Raw genomic sequence first — 22,570 nt, 5'->3', positions numbered from 1 at the left:
ACTAGATGTCTCCTCTGTTTGCAACGAATTTTTGGTGACTTTGGCGAGTTAGAATGATTTTCTTGTTCAGCCAATAGACAATCAGAAACAGCGATAAGTTAAAACTGAGGTCATTGACTAGAATCGTTACATTTTGCCCGACCATCATCCCCAAACGCGCGCATGCAAGGGTTAGAATGTAGTAAATTTCAATTTGTTCACTCTGTAGCTTCTTCGCGTGTAAGAAATACGCAAAACAGATAACGGCTACACCAAGAATCGGTGCAAAAATAAAACCAAAAAATAGATTTCCTTGCCCTACCATTGGAATAATTTGCGTCATATGATCGGAGAAAAAATAACGCTCATTGAAGTACAATGATGAATATTTAATCGGCCAATCAGATATAAACGATCCTATACCAATCATCGGTCGGAAAATGTTATAGAGGAAAACGCTAAAATTACCAGCTTCCGGAAATAGATGCTTTGTTTCCAGTGCCATCGCGACATTATACGGACCAGCCAAGTACACCTGAAGCTTATCGGTATAATCAATCAGTTTACTACCACCGTCTGAAATAGAAGAAATTTTTCGGAATGCCGCGATAACCGAAAGCATAGCGGGTATAATCAAACTCACACTAAGGAGTAAATGTTTGAAGAAATGCGGAAACAACTGGCGGAAAATCAAGACCGAAGCAACCGCAGTAATCACGATATCTGCACGATTTGTTCCCATAAAAATCCCGATGTTCACAAATACAGCAATAGCCGCCAGCCAAACGTAAAAATATTGTCCCTTTTTCGTATATTTTTGATGACAAAACCAAAGCACGATTAAGAAAAAAATCTGTTTGGCAACCATGAAAATAAAGCCAGTCAATGCTGTAATTAAAGACGCATTTTCCACCGACCCACCAGCACCTGGCATAAAGAACCCAATTTTATGCAAAACACTTGGGTAAGCAAGGAGGCTAGCAATGGAAACGATAAACAACAGATAATACATCCCATTTTGCGGTCGCTTGGTCAGTGGTTTTTGTATTGGAGTAGGCTTCTTTCGTTTCGCACGCTGATCCAGTATAAAAATTGTGAGCGATAGAATGGCTAGTTCGTAAACCATCAACAACATTGCTTTCTCAATCGAATCTGGCTTTAGTGCAACAGGTGACCTGCCGCCATAATAGTTGGCATATACTAACATCATCGGCATCACTACAAATCGCAAAAACTGCATCACTGTCAACACCAAGTTAAAAATGCGTAATTCTTGCTTGAGCGATTTAGCCAAAACCAAGCTATAGCTAAGTGCAAAGGCGATTGGCAGAAGTCCCAACCATTCATATCCGGCCTGCTTGGTACCAAAACTAATAATGGCAAAACTGACAAAACAACCGATATAAACCACCCAGTGCAGTATCATTCGAAGCCAAAAATTATTATTTGATTTCGTTTGTTCCATGTTTTTAAACCTCGATTTCACGCTTTTCTTGTACCCCTAATGTAGCTAGTTGAAGTGCTTCTACTACTCTCTTTAGTTCGGATTCTGTCATGCTTGTCGTAGAGGGTAAACATAGCCCTGTCGCAAATAATTGCTCGCTAACTGGTGTCGCTGTTTCCTCGTGTGCATAAAAGGTGCAACCCGCAAAACAAGGCTGTGTATGCATTGGTTTCCAAAGCAATCGCGCTTCAATCTGTTGCGCCGCCAAAGCTTCGAGTACCTCTTTTGGATTTACGGAGTGTAGTGTTAATGTGCTCAACCAATAGTTATTGTAGGTTTGTACCATTTCGGCATGCATCTCTACATAAGGATTAGCCGAGAAATGCTTCGTATAGTAGTCAAAAATAAATCGTTTGGTTAGAATTCTGCTTGGTAATACGCCAAATTGCGCAATACCAATGCCCGCAGAAATGTTACTCATACGATAATTAAAGCCATTTTTTTCATGCAAATAATATGGTGCGACTTCCTTTGCTTGTGTGGACAATTTTCGCGCTTGTTCGATAAACGCGCTATCATTCGATACCAACATGCCTCCACCTGATGTGGTAATAATTTTGTTGCCGTTAAAAGAGAAGATTCCTGCTTTACCAATCGTTCCTGTTTGCTTCCCTTTATAAGTAGCCCCTAATGATTCTGCCGCATCTTCTAATATTGGCACCCCATATGCATCCGCCAGCGCTTGTAGTTCATCCATTTTTGCGCTTTGACCATAAAGATGAACGACAATAATTGCTTTAGGAAGGCTTCCAGTTGTTGCAGAATCCTCTAGTGCCCTTCTCAAAGCTTCTGGCGACATATTCCATGTATCGGGTTCTGAGTCGATGAAAACTGGTGTCGCGCCTTGATAAACAATCGGATTCGCGGAGGCAATAAATGTGAAGCTTTGACAAAATACAACATCTCCACTGCCTACTTCCATCGTAGCTAATGCAAGATGAATTGCAGCGGTTCCTGAATTGGTTGCGAGCGCCGCCTTAGCTCCTGTGTATTCTTTAGCGAGGCGCTCCATCTCATCTACATTCGGCCCTAGTGGAGCGACCCAATTAGAATCGACAGCTTCCCTAATATATTCCATTTCATTCCCACTCAAATGTGGGATACTAAGCGGTATATGCTTCAAATTGTTCGCCTACTTTCTTTACTTGCTCCCTTGAAACTTCTCAACTGTGACTTGCCCTGCTTGACTGACCCCATGTGCGAAAAGTACCTTTTGAACAGTTAGTACTAGGATTTTCATATCTAAACGGAAACTACGATGTTGCGTATAATGTACATCTAAGCGAAATTTTTCTTCCCAACTAATTGCATTACGACCATTCACTTGTGCCCAACCAGTGATGCCAGGTTTAACGTTGTGGCGTTTGCGTTGTTCATCGGAATAAAGCGGTAAATACGCATCACGCAAAGGTCTCGGGCCGATAAACGCCATATCTCCTTTGACGATATTCCATAACTGTGGCAGTTCATCGAGGCTCGTTTTTCGGAGAATTTTACCAAATAACGTGAGTCGTTGGTCGTCTGGTAGTAAGTTGCCTTCTGAATCCTTCATGTGATTCATCGTGCAGAATTTATAAATGGTGAATAGCTTCTCACCTTCCCCCACGCGTACTTGTTTAAAAATAATAGGTCGTCCATTAATAATCGCAATGAGAACGCCTAGAACCAGCAAAACTGGTGAAAAAATAGCTAATAGTACGAGCGCGATGGCAATATCTCCCTTACCCTTGCATGCTTGATACACATCGTTTCCTCCTTCTTAAATGTCAGTATATTGCTCTAAAATAGCTTGCCAAATCGTTTCCTGTTGAAAATCACGTTTGATGCGTGCTTTCCCTGCCTGCCCCATTTGTTGGCGCCGTTCTGGGTTCTGTAACAAGGTCATCACCGCGTTTTGAATACTTGCTGGATTTTTCGCTTCAACAAGCAGTCCGGTTTCATGTGGAATAATTGTATCTTTTGCCCCTGTAACGTTAGTCGCGATGACCGGCAAACCGCTATAGGATGCTTCCATTGCAACGTTCCCAAACCCTTCTCGATACGTTGGAAAAACAAATATATCCATCTGCTGGTAAATTGGCGCAATATTTTTCTGATATTCTAAATGGATAATCTCAGAATCTGTCGCCATTGCTTGAACTGTCTCTTTTTGTAAGTGATGATTTGAATCAAGTCGTCCCACAAGCAATAGCTTGATACAGTGATAATCTTTTTTTAGTAATTGAAAAGCTGCAATTAGATCATCAATCCCTTTATCTTGCGTTAACCTGCCAACATAGCCTAAAACAATGTCTTCTTTCGTAAATAAAAGTTCGGTCGCCTGTTGATTAGCCTGCTCAAATTTTGCCATGTTCATGCCATTACTGCTTCCGTACCCTGCACAGACAAGTTTTTCTTGTTTCGCGACGCCTAGTTCCTCTGCCTTTTCAAGTAGGCTCGGGCTGATACAAATGACTCGATGGGAGAAGGCGCTAATCCATTTTTCTATCGTCAAGAAGAACTTGCCTTTCTTCCCTGTGATAGTTTCTAGTCGCAGGCCACGCAACGTGTAGATACGTTTAGGTACACGTTGTAGTTTACTGCTGATACTTGCCAGTAAGGAGGCTTTTGGCGTTCCATAATTGATGACATCTGGCTGGATTTGGCGAATAAGACGCATCATGTGGAATAATGCACGCACATCCTTCCAAATCGAAATTTCTCGCTCCATTTCTAGCGCGTGGAAAGTTACTTCTGGCGGAATGTCATTTGTTTCTGGGCCGCTTGAGGCAATTAAGTGTACATCGTAATACTGCGCCATGAAAGCCAGTTGTCCATCAAGTAACTTAATGCTACGTGCAGCTGTGACGACATAAACTAATTTGGGCTTCACGGTTTATAATCCCCAATAATGAATAGACATGGGCATTTCATTTCTATCAAAAACACGCTTTAAGTCAACAAAAACCGTCTCTTGTCCTTCTTTTAAACCGTAATGGTTTGCGGGAAGATTTGCCTGGAATTCATCATGCGCAACCGCCATAATTACTAGATCGGCTGGCTCTAATTCATTATATGGTACTAGCTCAACGCCATAATCCGCTTTTGCTTCTTCTGGATCGGCCATTGGATCTGCAAGTTGGATGTCGAACTGGTATTGATGGAGCTCGTCTAGGATGTCGAATACTTTCGAGTTACGTAAATCCGGCACATTTTCTTTAAAGGTAAGACCTAGAATCGTGATTTTTGCGCCTTTTAAGTCGATGCCTTTACAAATCATTTCTTTAACGATGCTGGAAACGACGAATTTGCTGACGTTATCGTTCACGCGGCGTCCAGATAGAATGATTTGTGGTGTATAGCCAACGCTTTCGGCTTTGTGTGTCAAATAGTAGGGATCAACGCCGATACAATGTCCACCAACCAAACCTGGGCGGAAGTTTAAAAAGTTCCATTTGGTTCCCGCTGCTTTCAATACTTGATCCGTATCAATATCTAAAATGTTAAACAGCATCGATAATTCGTTCATGAGCGCGATGTTAAGATCCCGTTGCGTGTTTTCAATGACTTTCGCGGCCTCTGCGACTTTAATGGAATCCACAGGGTGCACGCCAGCATCGACCACACGGCCATACGTAGCGGCAATGATTTCGAGCGCTTGCGGATGGTTCGCTGACACGACTTTTTTGATGGTACGAAAGGTGTGGACTTTATCGCCGGGATTAATGCGTTCTGGCGAGTAGCCAACGAAGAAATCGACGCCTTCTTTTAGACCTGATTCGCGTTCCAAGACCGGAATACATGCTTCTTCTGTTGCACCAGGATAGACCGTTGATTCAAAAACGACAATCGCGCCTTTTGACAAATTCTGGCCGACAGTACGAGAAGCACCTAGAAGCGCTGTTAAATCAGGTTGATTACTACCGTTGATTGGTGTTGGAACCGCGACGATGATGAAATTGGAGGCTTGTATTTTGGCAGGATTCGCCGTGAAATCGATGTGTGTTTCCGCTAACGTGGCATCATCTACCTCATTCGTACGATCAAATCCATCGCGCAACTCTTGAATCCGTGCTTCCGAAATATCAAAACCAATGACAGGCATTTCTTTCCCAAATTCTGCTGCTACTGGTAACCCTACATAACCTAAACCAACCACTGCTATTTTTAAATCCATCATTTTTTTCCATCTCTCCTCATATGTTTTTCGGTATCAAAGCGGTGTCACACGCGGTGTTTGTTCTTTTGTTTACCTACTTATTATAGTGCTGTTTAGTGCCTTATTTTTCCTAAAATTGTGGCGTTGAATCCTTCTATTTTGGACGCCATTATGCTTTCTTTTCGGCCATGTAATCCACATACCAATCGACAAAAGCGCTGATGCCTTGGTCAATCGTTGTGCTCGGTTTGAAATCCACCGCATCGATTAAATCTTGCACATCCGCGTGCGTTTTCTGCACGTCACCAGGCTGCATCGGTAACATTTCTTTCGTCGCTGTTTTACCTAATTTCGCCTCTAACGTCTCCACTTAATCAATCAAATTCACCGGACTATGATTCCCGATATTGTAGATTTGATATGGCGCTTGACTCGTTGCTGGGTCTGGATTCATCGGATTCCATTCCGAATTCGGCGCTGGCTCTGTTCGCGTCAAACGATAAATTGATTCTACGACATCGCCAACAAACGTGAAATCGCGCAACATGTCGCCGTTATTGAAAAGTCGGATTGGTTTGTCGTTTAAAATGGCATCCGCGAACTGGAATAGTGCCATATCTGGGCGCCCCCATGGGCCGTATACCGTGAAAAATCGCAATCCAGTTGTTTTCAATCCAAATAAGTGACTATACGTATGCGCCATCATTTCATTCGCTTTTTTCGTTGCAGCATAGAGTGATAATGGATGTTCCGTACTCTGATGCGGCGTAAACGGCATCGCCTGATTCGCACCATAGACCGAGCTACTCGACGCATAAATCAATTGTTCTACCTTTTGGTGCCGACAATTTTCCAAGATATTCGTAAATCCAACCACGTTCGATTGAATATACGCATCTGGATTTTCCAGGCTGTACCGAACGCCCGCCTGCGCTGCCAAATTAATGACAATGTGAGGTTCTTCTTCCACAAAAACACGTTCCAGCGCGTCTTTATCCGCTAAATCTACTTTATAGAACGTAAAATCTGGATGTTCCAGCCGCGCCAACCGTTCGTATTTCAAGTTCACATCGTAATAATCATTGATATTATCGACACCAATTACACGGTGCCCTTCTTGTAATAAACGCGTACTCACATGAAACCCAATGAAACCCGCGGCTCCCGTTACCATGATTGTTTTTGTCATCCTATTTCTTCCTCTCTTTGCTTGGAACTGTGCTAAAAAAAGAGTCAAAAAGCTCCGCGCGCCGTTTTTGTAAAATTGGTTGCGTATATTGAACCGCTACCGTCATGTTTTGCCTGCTTTGTATGGCTTGTTTTTCGGGGTGCTGCATCAGGTCCGCCACTTTCTCTGCCAATTCCTGTGCATTGCCTATCTCGTGGATAAATTCAGGGGAAAGTAATTCGGGGATACCACCTGCCGTTGAGCCAACAGCCGCACAACCTCGCGCCATCGCTTCAATCAACGCTCGTGGCACGCCTTCTGTCCGACTCGGCTGCATGTAGATGTCCATTGTGTCCAGCCATTCCAACACTGCTTGACCCGCTGGTAAAATACCACAGAAAGTCACTTGACTCGCAACACCATATGTTGCTGCAAGTGCTTGCCATTTTGTCGCATCACCCGGTCCGAGAATATACAGCTGTGCTTCTTGCTTCAACATTTTCATCGCTTCCAAAGCTGTATCAATGCCTTTATAATCTGTTTCGAGCGTCGCAATCATACCAATTTTCACAGGCCGATGCTGCTGTTCTCGAATGGATACTTCACGCTTAAATGCAACATTGGGCAAAATTTCCGCAATTTCCACATTGGAAGCGCCCCGTTGCATACCCATCGTCGGATATTTTTCTTGTAAATCTCGTTGCGTGACGTATAATACATGCGATGCCGATGCAATATTTTTCTTCATCGCACGGCCAACAGTCTTTGCTAGCAATTTCAATCGTCTCGATCCATGATGTTGATAGCTTTCTATTGGGTCACCAACGACTTCAATCGCATATGGCTTCCCAAGTTTCTGTGCTGCTTTCACAGCCATGGTGCCAATTCGAGATGGAAGCCTAGCTATCACTGCATCTACCTCTGCAACCTGTTTCTCCATCGCTTGTTGTGCCGTATTGAATGGCAACAAATTCGTCCAATGATGTGACTTAGGAATATGTCGAAACGTTACTCGTTCGCAACTAGATACACCATATTTCTCAATGTCCGCATCTTTGGCTAAATCAGAAATTCGCGCCACAACGACCAATTCCTCCACATGTTCCAAATACCGCTCCCAAACTTTCGCATCAAACGCATTTTTAGATAACATCGCAGTTTCCCCTTGATAAAACCGATGATCATGAGCGAACAAGGCTTTCATGCACAGGCTCCTCCTTCCGAGGTAATGTCGTCACTTTTGTTTTCTTACCAATGGTTTCATATAATTCTTGCACCAAGCTTGCTTCATCCAGTTTCGAAAACGTGTCTATAAAACGCGCTACTCGATCCGCGGAAAACATCGTTGGTCGGCCAATATGAACTTTTGGAATCACTTGTTCTGGAAAAACTTCATCCTCATTTAACAGCTCTTCATATAATTTATCTCCCGGTCGAACACCCGTAAACGTAATCGAAATTTCCTGCAAACTAAAACCAGACATCGTAATTAGGTTTTCTGCTAACGTCGTGATTTTAACTGGTTCACCCATATCGAGCACGTACACTTTGCTACCTTGTTGAATACTTCCCGCCTGCATCACAAGTCCCGCTGCTTCCGGAATCGTCATGAAATATCGCGTCATATCTGGGTGTGTCACCGTCACCGGCCCACCTTTACGAATCTGCTCTTTAAACAGTGGAATCACACTGCCCCGACTTCCTAACACATTCCCAAAACGCACAATCGAAAATGGCTTATCTGTCCTAGATGCAATGATTTGTACGACCATTTCTGCCATCCGCTTCGTTGCCCCCATCACATTATTCGGGTTCACCGCTTTATCCGATGAAACAAGGATAAAAGCATCCACATCCTGTTTAGCCGCTGCCATTGCCACATTATTCGTCCCAAGCACGTTATTTTTTACAGCTTCTCGTGGATTTAATTCCATCAACGGCACGTGTTTGTGCGCCGCCGCATGATACACCACATTGGGCTGGAATTTTTCCATCACTTCGTTGATGCGTTCTGCGTCTTGAATATCTGCAATCACTGGATGAATCGCAATCGTGTCGCCATATTGCTGCAAAAGTTCCATTCGAATCGCGTATATACTATTTTCCCCATGTCCTAGTAAAATGAGTTCTTCCGGTCCAAATGTACAGATTTGCCGACAAATTTCCGAACCAATCGAACCACCCGCACCAGTCACAAGCACCGTACCACCTTTAATCTGTTGCGCCACGCGTTGTTGGTTCAACTGAATAGGCTCGCGTCCAAGTAGCTGCTCCATGGTCACCTCATTTTGTGTTGAAGGTGCGCTAAACATCGTATCGTGCACACTTGTAATGATTCGAACTTCTAGATGTAACGCTTGGCATTGCTTAATAATCGCTACTTTCTTTTCTGGGTCTAAAGATGGAATCGCTAAAATGACTAAATCAACGGCGCTATATTGTGCGATGTGCTCTAATTGCTGCACACTTCCAACCACCGGAATATCAATGATATGTTGTGTTTGCTTGTGTAAATCATCATCTAAAAATGCAATAGGGGTGAAATTGGCGGGTTGTTCTTGGAGTTGTTTGGCAACAATGATACCAGCTACACCAGCGCCTATAATCAGCACATTTTGCGGTTGTTTGCCGTTCATTTCCACTGTTTTATTCATCATCATTCACTATCCATTTCCTTTAGATTTTTAGTCCTCGAGCTTCACTTTCCACGTCGCAGATTTCTTCGTGTCTGGATCTGTATAGGTGACTTGAAACGGTCCCTTGCCCTTCACTTGATAAAAGCCGGGGCCAGAAATTGTTTGGTCTGCTTTCAAATTCGAACCAATATTTTCCGCAGCGTAAATTGGTAACTCTTTACCATCTTCATTTTTTACTGTCACATCTAAACTAGTAAAAACTTTAGCGTCCGCCGAGCCATTTCTTACTTTCATGTTGAATTGGACAACGGCATCTTTTTTACCGTCCCCATCTAATAATTTGGCATCCTTCATGTTGATGTCTAAGCCAGATACATCCACCGTTTGTCCTTGTTCATAGATTTTGTTTTTCTCTGCTTGTACGACTTTATCTGTCGGTGTTTGTGCGCAACCTGCTGTAAAAATAGTAAGAAAAGATAAAATAGCAATCGCTTTGATGATTGTTTTTTTCATGTTGGCACTTCCTTTCAATATGGATGATTAAGCTTCTCTTAGGTACATACATAGTATAGTCCTCTGGGTATTTTTTATTTCCTAAAATTGCGAATTCATTCTGCTTTTTTAGAACATAGATAGAAATAGCTCCAGTCAGCACGACACTGCTGGAGCTATTCGGGTATTACATGGCTTGGCTTATTGAACCGTTACTTCTTTTGATACTGTCCATGCGCCATTTACTTTTACTTCTGCTTTAATGACATCGCCTGCTTTAATCGTGCTCATGTTGTATGTGAACGTGCCATCTTCTTTTGCTGTTACGATACTCTTCGTTGCACCGTTTAGGCTGATACGAACTTGTGCGCTTGCATCGGCTGTTCCGGTTACTTTTTTGTCTGCTGCTACGACTGGGTTGACAGTCAATGTAGCGGTTGGTGTTGGGTCTGGAGTATCGCCACCACCGCCTGTGTTAGCGCCCACTGTGTAGGTTTGTGAAACAAGGTATTCACCGTTTACTTGCATCTCTACTTTCACAACATCTCCATCTTTCAGTGCTGCTGTGTTAAATGCGAATTCTCCAGCTGCATTTGAATCTTGCGTACTCTTCGTTGCGCCATTGATGCTTAGACGAACTTTAGTAGCGGCTTCTTTTGTTGTTCCTGTTACTTGTGTGTCGCCTACTTCACCTTGATCGAGTTCCAAGTCACCTTGGTTCACAGCACCTTGTGTCACTGTTTTTTCTTTGAAGACTTCGCCGTATGTTCCTGCTGATTTCATATCTACACGAACAACATCACCCGCTTTTAGTCTCGATATTGGGAAACTATATAGACCATCTGCGTCACTTGTTACAACTGTTTTCGTAGCGCCATTGATAGATAGACGGAATTGTGTGTTTGGTGTCCCTTTACCAGTAATGAATCGATCGAAGGATGTGATATCATCTAGACTCATCACTTCCGTTGCCTTCACAACTGTTGTTTCGGCAATGCCTGTTACGACGTTGTTTTCACGTAGTTCTACGCGTACCACTTGGCCTTCTTTTAAATAACTAGAGTTAAACGAGTAGTTTCCATTCGCATCTGTTGTACCAGAACGTTTTTGTACCCCATCGACATAGAGACGAACTGATGCGTTTGGTACCGTTGCTTTCCCTGTCACTACTTTTTGAAGGGAATTCACACTGTCTACTGTAATTTTATCGGATACAGCAGATTTAACCGTTGTTTTACCAACATATTTGTCTGCTGTCAGATATGCTCCTGTTTGGTCTTTGTAACGTACTTCAATGATTGCACCTGCTGGTTGTGTACCAATAGTAGCTGTGAATGCACCCGCCGTTACGTTAGCCGTTGTTTTATTCACACCATCGATTAAAATAAGGACTTGTTTCACATCATAGCTGCTTGTATCAATCGTTCCGTTTAATACAGTATCTGTTGTCTTAAAGTCTGCTAGTTTTGGTTGTGGTAAATCAGCGACTGTAATTGTTTTCGTTGCTGTTGCACCATTTGCTAATTTTGCTGTGATAGTAACACTTCCTGGTGCTTTGTATGTGACAACACCTGATGCGCTCACTGTTGCGATTGTCGTGCTTGATGATGACCATGTTACCGCTTGGTCTGCTGGTGTCGATGTTACTGTTAAGTTTGCTGTGTCACCTACAAGACCTTTAGTGATGTCTTCGTTGATTTTTACAGTAGAACCGATAACTGTTTTTGTTGTTGGTGTACTAGTCGTTCCTTGTGCATCTTCTGCCACAAAGCTGATTACAGTATCTTTTGGCTGCTTCGCAAAGTTCACTGTGAACGCACCGTCTACCACTGTTGCTGTACCGATAGCCACGCCATTCACGTAAGCTGTTACTTTACCTGCTTGTGCGACTGTTCCACTTGCTGATGTTGTATTGTCATAAATCGTTGTTATAACCGGTGCTGCTACAACTTTGTTAGAAATCACAATTTTTGTTGTTGCTTTTGTGCCATCTGCAAGGGACGCTGTAATTGTTACTGTTCCTGGTGCTTTATATGTCACAAGACCAGTTGTCTTATTTACTGTTGCAAAATTACTGTTTGATGTAGACCATGTTACTGTTTGGTCTGCAGGTGTTGTTGTTGCTGTGAATTGTTGTGTGTTACCAACCAATCCTGTTGTTACAGTTTCATTGATTTTAATGGTTGTTGCTTTTACTTTCACATTTGTTGGATCACTTGTATTTTTCTTCGCGTCCTGTGCAACGAATGCGATTGTTTGGTCTGCTGCTTGCGCTGGGAAGGTAATGGTAAATTTACCGTCTGTCCCTACATCAGCTGTTCCAATTGGAAGACCGTTCACATATGCGATAACTTGTCCTGGTGTTGGTGCTGTACCTGTTGCCGATGTTGTTGTGCTGTAGATGTCTGATGTGATAACTGGTGATGCTACGTCTACTTTTTCATCTGTTACGACTACGGTTAATGTTGCTTTTGTTCCGCTGGCAAGGGTTGCTGTAAATGTTACTGTTCCTGGTGTTTTGTATGCTACCGCCCCAGTTGTTTTGTTAATAGTAGCAACTGCTACGTTAGAGGATGTCCATTCAACAGCTTGTCCTGCTGGTGTTGTTGTTGCTGTGAATTGTTGTGTTGTTCCTGTGAACGCTGCTGTCACATTTTCGTTAATCTTGATTGTTTTGGCAATCGCTTCGTTTACCTTAACAGAGATTGTCTTCGTTGTTGTGTTTTTATCACTATCTGTTACGCTATACGTTACTGCGTATGTGCCCGCTTTTGTTGTATCGACATTGTTGCTTGTTACTATGATTTTTGATGTTAAGTTTCCGTCTTCTTTATCTGTTGCAGTTACACCTGCCATTGGATCAAATGTATCGCCAACTGTTAATACTTTGTCTGTTGCATTGATTACTGGTTTATCATTGGTTTTTACTGTTACTTTTGTCGGATCACTTGGAAGTCCATTTTGACCAGTTTGCGTGACATCCAGCACTGCTCCTGCTTCTTGTGCTGGAACTGTTACAGAGAAAGTGCCGTCTGGTTTTACTGTACCTGTAGCTGTTGTTCCATCAGGAAGTTTTACTGCAATGGTATTACCTGGAACTCCTTCACCATTAACCACTGTATCGCCTGCTTTTACAGAATCAACTGTTGGAGCTGTTGGAACACGGTTATCTGCTTGTACTTTTGTTGTTACTCGTGAGCTATCATTAACACCATTCGTTTGGTAAGTTAACACGTTTTGATCTTTTACTAAAGTAGTTCCTGTTGGCACGTTAACTGTCCATTTACCATCCACATCTACTGTTGCTTTAGCAGTTTTACCATCTGGGAAAGTCACAACGATATCATCGCCTGCTACACCAGTTCCGGAAACTGTTTTATCATTTTCGTAAATTGGAGATACTGCTGGACGTTCTATAATGCTTGAACCTTCTGTTGATACGCGCGAATAGTCAAATAAGCTGAACCCATCGATGTTTTCCCCTGTTGCTAAGCCGCTGTAATAGCTCGTATACGTGCTTCCAACTTTATATGTTAGCGGAATTTTAACATTATCAATAGTATTCCATTCACTTCCTGTTGCTTTAGACCAGTCTGCTGCATGTTCCCAAGCATAAACTTTAGCCATGTTGTTCATTTCTACACGTGACACATAAGATGCACTGTCATTACCGTAACCGCGAATAATGTGTCCTGCTACAGCTCGGTTATTTTGACGGAAATCGATATACTTTGGTGCGTTAAGAACTAATTTTGAACTTTGTGCACCAGTTAAATCGAAGACTGTTGTCGATGTGTTTGAAAGTGTTTCTACGTAAGCCATTGTGTTTTTGCTGAATGTTACAACACCATTTGCTTTAATAGCTGGATAGTTTCCTTGACCAGATGCTGCACGAATGTTAGCTTTCGCATTTTCTGCAAAAGTGATTGATCCTGATGTGTTGATACCATAATCCGAAGACTCGATTTTAACCAAAGAGCCATTCCCTACGTTGAATGTAGCTGCTGCGCCACCTTCTTGAATTACACCAGTACCTGCATTTAAATACAAACTAGAGCCAGTGCCCAATTTAACTGATCCACCGTAGAACGAATGTATCGCATGGCTGTTCAATGCTGTAATTGAGATATTATTATTGTCGCCAAACGTTGTATCTTTATATGTGTAGATACCATCATGGTTAGGAGAAACGATTGTCATGTCCACATTTTTACCTGTAGAGATACCTTCACCACTTGTGTTAGTTGTTTCAAGCCCATTTGTATAAGCTTTAACATATACAGAAGCGTTATCGCCAAACTTGATTCCACCTGCATTGACACCGTCACCACTTGAAGAAGTAACATTCACTAATGTATTCGCACCGAAATCAACACGTGAGTTACCAGGTGCTAAGATACCATCAGCTTTTGCTTTGATTCCTACTTCTGTGTTATCTCCAAAAATTATTGGGCCGCCAGAATAAATACCGTAGCTAGTGCCGGAATCGATATCAATTTTTACGCGGTCTTCTGGTTGTGGATTTTGGTTAGACACTGAACCGAAGCGAATAGTTGCCGCTCCCGCTGAATAAATCCCTCTGTCATGTGTTCTTAATTTTAGAGAAGAACGGTCGCCAAATGTGATTGTTGAGTTACCATAGATACCACTACCGTTGTCACTAACAACATCGATATCCGCATCCTTACCTACAATAATAGAAGCCCCTGGATTATATGCATAGATTGCTGTACCAGTACCTGTTGCTTTTACTTTTACATTGTCACCAATTGTAATGTTCCCTGATACATAAATTCCGTTACCTACGTCGCCTGATGCAAGTGTTAGGTTAGCTCCATTTTTAACTACTAATGTTGCAGCTTTTAATGTACCGTATTTTGATGCTGAGTTAATAACTGTATTTTCACCAACTACAAGGGCACTGTTTGACACGTCAAATGCGTAACCTTTGTTAGACATCATATTTATTTTCGCATTATCGCCAATGTTTACTGAGCCTGATGTGCGAACTTTAACAGCTGTCTCTAGTGCTTCTAGTTGATCGATTTGTGTATTGTCTGCGATTTCTAAGCTATCGACATCCATACCTTGGCGCTCAGCATTTACTAAACGGTTATTTGTTCCTGCGATAGAAAGTGAAAGTTTACCAGTTCCACCCATAATCATACCGCGAATTTGAACATTATCAATGATGTTTACTGTTGGTGCAGCTGATGATGTATAACCTGTGAAAATTGCTTTTGTTCCAACGTTTGTCATGATTAAGTCCTCTAAATCGATAATCGAGTTAGATTTCATGATAACTTGGAAAGATGCAGCGCTAATCGTATGTCCGTTACCTTCAATACGAATATTGCTATTTACCGTTACATTACTTGCTAATTGAAAATCACCAGTAATTTCAATAACGTTTACTGTACCTGATTCTGCTGCCGCTTTAAATTCAGCAAATGTTGAAACTTGTTGTCTTTTTTCTGTTACACCACCGTCAAGTGCTAAAGTTGCACCTAGTGGAGCGTATTTTTGAGCAACTACGTCTGCGCTTGGTGCTTCTTTCGCTACTACTTCTCCGCCTGTTGCTTCTGCTGCATGCGATCCTGTTGGTAATACTGTAATGATTTGGCTTGCAACGACTGTAGCGATTAAGGCTGTTTTAGCGGCCTTTTTAAGTGTCTTCATGGATAAGACGTTGATTGGACCCTTTTGTTCTAATTTCATGTTTATATTTGCTCCTCTTCATTCTTTTTTGTAAAATGTCTGCCTATCAATAGAACGGTTATGAGTTCACATGATAAACACCTCCTTACGCACACAAATTTTATAACTGAATATTTCGACTTATAGATATATCCTTTATTATAATGTCTTTGTGATTCACGCTAATTTGACCTTCTTGCATCATTTTCTTTAGTTGCTTTGGTATAAAGTTTCGATCAACATTGCAATAGGCCCCTATAAGCTTCGTACTAATCACAGATGGAATTTTGATACCCTCGTCTACTACAATACCTAGCTTATTTGCGATATCGTAAAGTGAGTTAACAAATCGTTCTTCGCGGCCTAGCATCAATTGCATGTAACGCTCGTATAAACCATACAATTGTTCTGTCATCAAGTTTGCAAAAAACTCCATGAATGAAGGTCTATTAGCCAAGTAATTTAGTAAATATTCCATTTCGATTCGAATCGCCTTTAATTCTGTTAGCGTCGTTGCCTGTGTCATAACTACACCATCATTTTTTCTAAAAAAAGATTCCAACCCGATAATGTCCCCATCTGTTAGAAAGGATATTACTGGCTTCAGCGAATCTTTCATCGTCTGGGTTGTGATTGAAATTCCCGATGTAATAATGTATAGTGCATTGTTCGGTTTCCCTGGCATAATAATTTGTTGTCCCTTATCAAAAGTAACTTCTTGTACTAAATTGTCTCCGTACGCATTTGTCTGTAACTCTTTGATAATCCCGTCTAAACTCGTATTACTTGAAATATACACCAATGATGATTTCTCCTTTCTAACATCTTGAATAGTTGCGAAAGATTACATTTATTAATTTAACATGTTCTTATTTTGTACGTTTCAACTATGGTGCAGATTTCCAAAAAAAATGTGAATCTTTTATGTCTTTTCGTATTTGATACTATAATCTCCGCGTAAGAATGGCATTACTCTAGTATTCTAGCTATTTCCACTAAGTGTAACACCTTCTTATTTTGAATTTCACAACAGTGTTGCAACTAGTTTGATTAACTGTGAATATTTTGTGTCAGCTTCTAGTTGGGATAATAGTATTCATCTCGTTTTAAACGAGTACCACTCCTTGATTACATTCATAGTATAATACTTTATCTTCGCATTATTTCCTAAAAATCTGCGCTCATTTTTGGGCCATTAGGACAAATTCGCTCAAAATAAGTCATATCAATATGTTTATCTACGTGTTTTTTTATGAAAAAATACATATAACGATTGATTTTTAGCGTCTGAATAATCTATAACTATTTCACCAAAATTGAGTAAAATAGCGTATAAATGAGTAAAGAAGGGTATTATTAAATACGATTAGTAATGTCTCGCTAGGAAGGAGAACGATATGTTTTTTTTAGATGACAAAGAAATACGTGCATACGAGATTATCCATTTGATTGGGAATGAAAAAAAAAATTGGTCAGTCTCAGAAATATCCAGTATGCTAAACTACGGTATTGATGCAGTTTATAAAGCACTCGACGACATACAATTCTATCTAGCTGAAAATGCACCACAGACTCAATTAATCATCAAAAAAGGAATCGGTATTTATCTCGAAAAACCTGATGATGTAGCCTTAGATTCTATTCTTGAAAAATTTGTAACCTCATCTATGACTTATACCTTAATGGATAGTGCATTTAATTATCCACATTTACGTGCACGCCAATTTTACGAGCAGCACTTTATTACGAAAAGCACATTTTATTTCAAAGTGAAACGCTTACAAAATAATCTTCATACACGACATTTGGGCCTACAAACTAATCCACTACGTATTACAGGAAGCGAAATTTGGGTTAGAGAATGTTACTATAACTTATATTGGCTCACATATAAAGGTAGAATGTGGCCGTTTCGTTCTATCTCAAGAGAAGTTTTAGTATACCAACTCGATGAATTTTTGCGTAAAGTACATGCCTATGTGAATACTATTGAAAAAGAGCAATTGCTTTATCGATTGGCAGTAAGGTATATGAGGCACGCTCAAAAATGCTATGTACGGGAAATGCCTCTACAAAATTGCGTTCCTCCTCAAGTCGTACAGTTTATTAAAGACCATGGTAAATCCTTATTAAACGAAGTCCCCCAACCATACAAAGAACTTGAAGAAAAGTACTTGACTATAGCTATTAGCAATTTGATGTATCCTAAAACGCATGATCCCATCACAGCCAGCCTCATCGCGTGGAACAGAAGAGAACAGACGCTACCTTTTAAAATTGCTGAAAATTTTTTAAATGAATTCACCAAATACTACCCTGATATTACAATAGAAGATAACGATCGGATTTGGCTCAACCTTATCAACGCTAATTTTTATGGGCTATCTTTGCCTTATTTATATGTATACAATCGCATACGTAAACAAGCTGACTATTTCAGATCTGAGCATCCTGCGTTGTGGAAAAATTTAGATAAGATAACGACACAATTATTCCAACTAGACGGCATGAAGCAAGCTGCAGCACCATCTATCTATTTTTGCTATAAATATATGATTCTTATTATTGAACGATTCTCCATGAAAAAGTATGAGCCAAAATTAGAGGTTGCCCTATTGACAAATCAAGATAGCGCTGTTCTAAATAAATTAAAATCACAAATACTTCGGAAATTAGATTTAAATATTGAACTTTTTACGCATGCTATTCCAAAAACAGTTGATCTTACCATCACAGAGACTAAGATTCTTTCTGATAATCCTGAATCTATTTTCATCTGGAATTTTCCGCCGACGCAAAGTGATTGGGCGTGTTTGGAAGATACGTTGAGGGAGATTAGAGATAAGAAGCTTGCGGAAGCAATGGACTAATCGCTTATTTTATTTGCAACATTCACATTGCTTACAGCAGTATCAAACAACAAAAAAGAACCAGCCAAGGGGGGAGCTGGTTCAAAAAAGGAGTTTAAAGGACTCATTCAATTAGAAAAAGGGGGGAAACTAATTGCTGTCCTTGTTTACATTCTCTATAATACAGGCTACGGATGAAAGCTTATAGGGATTTTCATGAGAATTCCATGAAATTTTCATTTTTTATTCTATGCTATATCTAATTGTGCCTTCTAGCGTTATATCCGTAATGCTTAACCTCGCTTTTTGAATCAAATTAGTCACTTCTCCAATTTTTGTGATAATGATAGCACTGTCCGTATTTAAATAAGAAAAAACGATATCTTTAGCCACGTCTTTCTCTGTCGTTGGAATCTCGATGCGGCACTCCTCCCCGCTCGCCAACTGCTTGATATTCGTCGTTTTCTGCTGTCCATCTATGTAGATAAAAGCTTTCCGTATTAATTTATTCGATGATTGATTTATTATCCTCATTTCTAACGCCATAGCATGTCACCCCTTCTATTAAAAATCCTTCAGCCGGCCACCATCGTGCCACTTGCCGTATAACTCACCCTTCCTTGTCTTCTCAAAGAAGGTCGCCAACCGTTTATCATATAAGGCGCGATTTTTAATAACGGCCTGGATATTATCTAATTTGATTCGAACGTATAAGTCAGGAAGGTTTGCAAAATTTTCCGACAAAACCGCGTCCTCTTCTATCGCCGCCAATATATCTGCAGCTATTTCAAATTCTGCTTCCAGATCTGGTAAGACACGTTCCCCTTGTGGCATCATCAAGCCTAGTCTTTTCAGCCTACGCGCGCGTTCTTTGTTTAATTCTGTCCAGTTACTTTTCTGAACTCGGTGTGAAAAACGTTGCGCAATATGCTCATCATCAAGTCCTTTTTTCGTGCTATCTATCCAACCAAAGCAAAGAGCCTCTTCCACAGCATCAATATACGTAAATTTGTTCTGTTTTCGCGGCAAAATAAGCCAACAATATTTCTCAAATTCACCATTTGCTTCTAACCACGAGCGCCACTCACTGCGATTCACTGCATAAACTTTATTATCAATCTCCACTAAAAACCCTCCCGTCACATCACAATCATAACCTAACGCAAACAAAAAAACCAGCCGGGGAAGCTGGTCAAAAAGGGAGTTTGTATAAGGGACAACACAATTAGAAAAAGGGGGAAACTAATTGCTGTCCTTGCTTTACACTCTTTATAATACAGGGTATTGATGAAATTTTTGCGGGTGTTTCATGAGAACTCTATTAGAATTCAAGCATTTTGCCAAGCGGAAATGGCCAAGCGTTATCATTATGACCAACAATCGCGGTTTTCAGCAAAAATTTATCGTGTCGCTCCGCATACATTTGAGCAATCTCATCGACTTCTTGCCGTTGCCCCAATTTCTCCATCTCAGAAAAAGTCCCTAAAATAATCCCATTCGCACGTTCTATATAACCCATTTGGTCTAACTGCGCAAAATAAGTAGAGATTTTGTTGCGATCACCACTCATTGCCTCTAGAAGAATCGTCCTCCCCTTAGAATCGGGTAAATATCTTGTGCCAGAAAGCTTTAGCAAGCACCTAATATTCCCGCCGATAACTTCCCCATGCATCTTAGCTTTTTTGCGTAAAATCTCATATGGAAAAATCAGATTTTCTCCCTTCAAAAACACTTTTTTAAATTGTTCTAATTGTAACTCTGATTCACTTCCCGTCAAATGAAGCACCTGATAGTTATGTCCCATAACGCCTGCCTGCGCCCATATTGCATTCAAAACTACAGTTAAATCACTATATCCAATAAAGGGTTTATTCGCTTTTCTTATGACGCCAAAGTCCAGATATGGCAAAACTTCATTCGCCACATCCCCACCTGAAATATCAAATATCGCTTTGATTTCAGGGTTTTGATATAGCTTCATCAATTCTTCAGCACGTTTACTAGCATTTCGATTTATTCGCTCATTTTCAGCCTTGAAAATCGTACTTGCCCGCACGCATTTTAGTGAAAAATAATCTAAAAGCAACTCCTCCAAATGTGTGATATCTCTAGCCTTCTCTAGATCACGCCCATTAGAGCAGGCAACCAAACCTATTGAATCACCTTTTCTAAGCATAAAATCTTCTCCTTTTAACATTTCCTAACTCTGTTCATTGTATCATGTTTTGAATTTTACACGCAAAAACACCAACCCCGATTAGTCAGGATTGGTGTTTTCTAAGAGAGGTATGAAAAAAGGTGAGAAACATTACAACTACTCTAAAAGGGAGTTAAAAAGTAGCTGTTGTTATCTACGAAATCTATATTACAGGACAGTCATGAATTTTTTAAGATGAAAATGTGAAATTTTTATTAATAAAGTAGCTTTCTACTATAAACCATCTAATTGCTCAGTCTCAATAATGCCTTTTTCCTCGGAACCATAACGCTCTTCCTCAATCTCTTTCAGCGTCTTACCACGCGTTTCCGGTGCTAAGACTAGCCCAATAATTAAATGAATCACAAGGAAAATAATCATCACGACTCCCGCCGCTTTGAAACCTAGGAAAGTAATCATAGCTGGCACGACAAGTGAAATCAAACCAACACCAACGCGTACCAATCCAAACATTAATCCTTGAACTTTTGCTCGATATTGTGTTTTGAAAAGTTCGCCTGCCCATAATCCGTAAAATGCTTGCGCTCCAAATCCAGCCGCAATGCCCCACAAAATAATAAATAATAGCAATTGCGTCATTCCCATCGAGCCAAACGCCAGAATAATCCACGCTAAAATCCCCATCACCGCACCAATTCCAAACAACAATTTCCGGTTCAGCTTATCGCCCAATTTAATGAAAACAAAGTACGTTGATAGAATCGTAAATACCCATAACGTTCCTTGTAATAGATTCGCGTGCGCCGGCGTCAAACCGCCAACAACTTGATAAATATACGGCATGAAATAACCCATAACACCCGCAACCAAATTCCAGAAAAAGTAGATTCCGAGCACAAGAATAATCGCTTTTCGGTTGGCCTTAATAGTAAATAACTCTTTAATCGAGACTTTTTTGCCTACATTCTCCGCTTTTGCATCCTCTTTTTTCTGATCTTCCCAAACAGTAGATTCATTAATTTGCTGCTGTAAAATCCAAGTGATGAGAGCGATTACAAATAACATTCCAAAAATAATCCGACTTCCCATCAAACCAAGCGGTGCCATTAATACCGCCAAAAACAGCATCACAGCAGGTCCTACCGACCAAGCCAACTGTCCATATCCAACATGCGCTGCCCGATTCTTTGCTGGCGCCTCTTCTGCAATATACGTCCAAGCTGCCGGAATCGCCGCACCAACTGCTATACCCGTGACAATATACCCCGTCAACAACATACCAAAGTTCAATGACAGCGCTATCAAAAGTACACCAATCATATACACAATCAAATCATATTTATAGATAAATTTCCGTCCATATTTATCAACGAGCGCACCACCGATAAACGCTCCAACGGCCGATCCAAAGCCATTCGCACTAACCGCCCCGAGCAAACCGACAGACGCATCTGATAAATTCAAATAATTCACCCATAATGTGAGTCCCCCAGCAGCCGCAACAATCGATCCAGCCTCCAAAAAATTAGACATCGAAACAGTAAGAGTCGCTTTTAAACTACCTTGCCCTGCATTCGCCATACATTTTTCCTCCTTTTCTATGTTACGCAAGATAAAAAACAGGTGTTAAATTTTTCGAAACTGGGCTGTTATCTTCATTTGTCTCCATCAACGGTTCCATATACGCCCACCACTTCTTGCAAATTTCTGTCGATGCAATTTCGTCGTATTTTTCTCTACTTTCAACTTCTAAGTACGCGAACAAAACGTGTGTATTATCATCCAAGAAAATCGAATAATTATGCGCTCCATGATCCTTCAAGGCTTGCTCCATTTCCGGCCATAATTCATCATGCCTAGCCTTATATTCCTCTGTAAAACCGTCCTTCAAGTACATAACCGATGCCATTCTCTCCATGTTGCGACTCCTCCTATTATATTTAGGGTAG

Annotated in this window: 16 protein-coding genes and 1 pseudogene; 1 reads left to right on the top strand and 16 read right to left on the bottom strand. The window is 40.9% G+C overall.

The features are described from left to right. Position 1: 1 nt before the first annotated feature. From R8925_RS07980 to R8925_RS07930, 11 genes and pseudogenes are all read right to left on the bottom strand, one after another. A complete protein-coding gene (locus R8925_RS07980) occupies positions 2 to 1,444 on the bottom strand; it encodes a hypothetical protein (RefSeq protein WP_430535358.1) in 1,443 nt (480 codons plus the stop codon). 4 nt (positions 1,445 to 1,448) lie between these two features. Continuing rightward, positions 1,449 to 2,561: a DegT/DnrJ/EryC1/StrS family aminotransferase gene (locus tag R8925_RS07975; RefSeq protein ID WP_430535357.1), complete on the bottom strand. Its 1,113-nt coding sequence runs from the start codon at positions 2,559 to 2,561 to the stop codon at positions 1,449 to 1,451. A gap of 63 nt (positions 2,562 to 2,624) precedes the next feature. Then, entirely contained in the window at positions 2,625 to 3,227 is a 603-nt protein-coding gene (locus R8925_RS07970) for a sugar transferase (protein ID WP_430535356.1), read from the bottom strand. A 15-nt stretch (positions 3,228 to 3,242) separates the two neighbouring features. Further along, positions 3,243 to 4,355, bottom strand: a complete 1,113-nt coding sequence (locus R8925_RS07965; RefSeq protein WP_430535355.1) for a glycosyltransferase family 4 protein — start codon at positions 4,353 to 4,355, stop codon at positions 3,243 to 3,245. Positions 4,356 to 4,358: 3 nt separating this feature from the next. Then, positions 4,359 to 5,639 carry a nucleotide sugar dehydrogenase gene (locus R8925_RS07960; protein ID WP_430535379.1) on the bottom strand — a complete coding sequence of 427 codons (1,281 nt, stop codon included), beginning with the start codon at positions 5,637 to 5,639 and terminating at the stop codon, positions 4,359 to 4,361. A 151-nt stretch (positions 5,640 to 5,790) separates the two neighbouring features. Then, a pseudogene (locus R8925_RS07955) lies at positions 5,791 to 6,810 on the bottom strand (NAD-dependent epimerase). Position 6,811: 1 nt separating this feature from the next. After that, complete coding sequence (locus R8925_RS07950; RefSeq protein ID WP_430535354.1) at positions 6,812 to 7,993, bottom strand: glycosyltransferase; 1,182 nt, start codon at positions 7,991 to 7,993, stop codon at positions 6,812 to 6,814. Then, complete coding sequence (locus R8925_RS07945) at positions 7,971 to 9,449, bottom strand: polysaccharide biosynthesis protein (protein WP_430535353.1); 1,479 nt, start codon at positions 9,447 to 9,449, stop codon at positions 7,971 to 7,973. Before R8925_RS07945 ends, R8925_RS07950 begins: the two co-directional genes overlap by 23 nt. 24 nt (positions 9,450 to 9,473) lie before the next feature. Further along, positions 9,474 to 9,938 carry a DUF4352 domain-containing protein gene (locus tag R8925_RS07940; protein WP_430535352.1) on the bottom strand — a complete coding sequence of 155 codons (465 nt, stop codon included), beginning with the start codon at positions 9,936 to 9,938 and terminating at the stop codon, positions 9,474 to 9,476. 180 nt (positions 9,939 to 10,118) lie between these two features. Further along, positions 10,119 to 15,635: a beta strand repeat-containing protein gene (locus R8925_RS07935; RefSeq protein WP_430535351.1), complete on the bottom strand. Its 5,517-nt coding sequence runs from the start codon at positions 15,633 to 15,635 to the stop codon at positions 10,119 to 10,121. A 100-nt stretch (positions 15,636 to 15,735) separates the two neighbouring features. Continuing rightward, positions 15,736 to 16,413 (bottom strand): Crp/Fnr family transcriptional regulator, encoded by a 678-nt coding sequence (locus R8925_RS07930; RefSeq protein ID WP_430535378.1) that lies wholly within the window; start codon positions 16,411 to 16,413, stop codon positions 15,736 to 15,738. A gap of 598 nt (positions 16,414 to 17,011) precedes the next feature. Here R8925_RS07930 and R8925_RS07925 point away from each other — a divergent pair. Continuing rightward, complete coding sequence (locus R8925_RS07925) at positions 17,012 to 18,484, top strand: AcpB/EbpR/MafR family transcriptional regulator (RefSeq protein WP_430535350.1); 1,473 nt, start codon at positions 17,012 to 17,014, stop codon at positions 18,482 to 18,484. Between the two features lie 222 nt (positions 18,485 to 18,706). Here the strand turns inward: R8925_RS07925 and R8925_RS07920 are convergent, their stop codons facing one another. The 5 genes from R8925_RS07920 to rhaM form a co-directional block, all read right to left on the bottom strand. Then, positions 18,707 to 19,009: a hypothetical protein gene (locus R8925_RS07920; RefSeq protein WP_430535349.1), complete on the bottom strand. Its 303-nt coding sequence runs from the start codon at positions 19,007 to 19,009 to the stop codon at positions 18,707 to 18,709. Between the two features lie 18 nt (positions 19,010 to 19,027). Next, positions 19,028 to 19,588 (bottom strand): YdeI/OmpD-associated family protein, encoded by a 561-nt coding sequence (locus R8925_RS07915; protein WP_430535348.1) that lies wholly within the window; start codon positions 19,586 to 19,588, stop codon positions 19,028 to 19,030. Positions 19,589 to 19,784: 196 nt separating this feature from the next. Further along, the gene (locus R8925_RS07910) at positions 19,785 to 20,639 is read right to left on the bottom strand and encodes an LD-carboxypeptidase (RefSeq protein ID WP_430535347.1); all 855 of its coding nucleotides are present in this window, start codon (positions 20,637 to 20,639) and stop codon (positions 19,785 to 19,787) included. A gap of 255 nt (positions 20,640 to 20,894) precedes the next feature. Further along, on the bottom strand, positions 20,895 to 22,202 hold the full coding sequence (locus R8925_RS07905; RefSeq protein ID WP_430535346.1) for an MFS transporter: 1,308 nt from the start codon (positions 22,200 to 22,202) through the stop codon (positions 20,895 to 20,897). Positions 22,203 to 22,224: 22 nt separating this feature from the next. Then, entirely contained in the window at positions 22,225 to 22,539 is a 315-nt protein-coding gene (gene rhaM / locus R8925_RS07900; RefSeq protein ID WP_430535345.1) for an L-rhamnose mutarotase, read from the bottom strand. Positions 22,540 to 22,570: the final 31 nt, after the last annotated feature.

Source organism: Listeria rocourtiae subsp. hofi (assembly GCF_963575615.1).
Taxonomy (GTDB): domain Bacteria; phylum Bacillota; class Bacilli; order Lactobacillales; family Listeriaceae; genus Listeria_A; species Listeria_A hofi.
This window is presented reverse-complemented; position numbering and strand designations above follow the sequence as displayed.